Source organism: Pseudomonas sp. HR1 (assembly GCF_030175875.1).
GTDB classification, from domain to species: domain Bacteria; phylum Pseudomonadota; class Gammaproteobacteria; order Pseudomonadales; family Pseudomonadaceae; genus Chryseomonas; species Chryseomonas oryzihabitans.
Genome location: NZ_JASNRF010000037.1, coordinates 1 through 930, shown reverse-complemented (window position 1 = coordinate 930; position 930 = coordinate 1). Strand labels below are relative to the sequence as shown.

General features: G+C 50.9%; 1 protein-coding gene. It reads left to right on the top strand.

The genetic code is table 11. The annotated features are described in order from the left end of the window. Positions 1–182: 182 nt before the first annotated feature. Positions 183–930 (top strand): heavy metal sensor histidine kinase (locus tag QKY98_RS23435; protein ID WP_350030295.1); only part of this gene is annotated, 748 nt, incomplete at its 3' end.

Below are 930 nucleotides of genomic sequence, written 5' to 3'. Positions count from 1 at the left end.
AAGAGGAACGCTGGACGGTAAGTTTCGGTGGCCACCAGTACAGCGGAATTACCAGAAAAGTAAATCGGTGGGTAGAAGGGCAGGACACTGTTATCTATTTGGCTTTGGATGTAACGCACCGAATCCACTTCTTCGATATGATTTAGCAGTGGCTTGCTTATACGCTTGTCGTTAGTGCACTTCTGAGTGGCGCGTTAGGTGTTGTTCTGATCAGGAAAGGCTTAAAACCAATAGACGAACTGTCCAAGACTTCTTCTACGGTAACCGCCCACTGCTTAGATACCAGAATTCCAACCGAGTCGGTGCCAGGCGAGCTGCATGAACTCGTAGACAACTTCAACGAAATGCTTTCGCGCTTGGACGACTCTTTTCTCAGATTGTCAGGTTTCTCAGCGGATATCGCGCATGAGCTAAGAACGCCGCTGAACAGCATGCTTACCCAAATGGAGGTCGCGCTCTTGCGCGACCGCGAGAATACCGACTACAAAGACATTTTGTATTCCGCCCTCGAAGAACTTAGGCGCATGTCAAAGATGGTCTATGACATGCTATTCCTCGCCAAGGCGGACAACGGGAAGATTACGCCCAATGCCGAAGATGCCAGCATGGCTGAGATTACCGCGAGCGTTATCGAATATTACGAGCTTGCAGCCGAGGACAAAAAGGTAGAAATCGCGCTTTCAGGCGATGGATCGGTACATGGCGATAAATCGATGCTGAGACGGGCCGTCTCAAACATAGTCTCTAACGCAGTTCGATATGCAGAGGAAGGCAGCACCATCAGCGTTGAAATAAGCGAGAGCGGTGGCTCGGTTTGCACAGCCATATCCAACCGAGGCACAACGATTCCAGCCGAGCTTCAGGCCCGAGTGTTTGATCGATTCTATAGGGTCGACACCGCAAGGCGCGAAGGAACCACCATGAATGCGG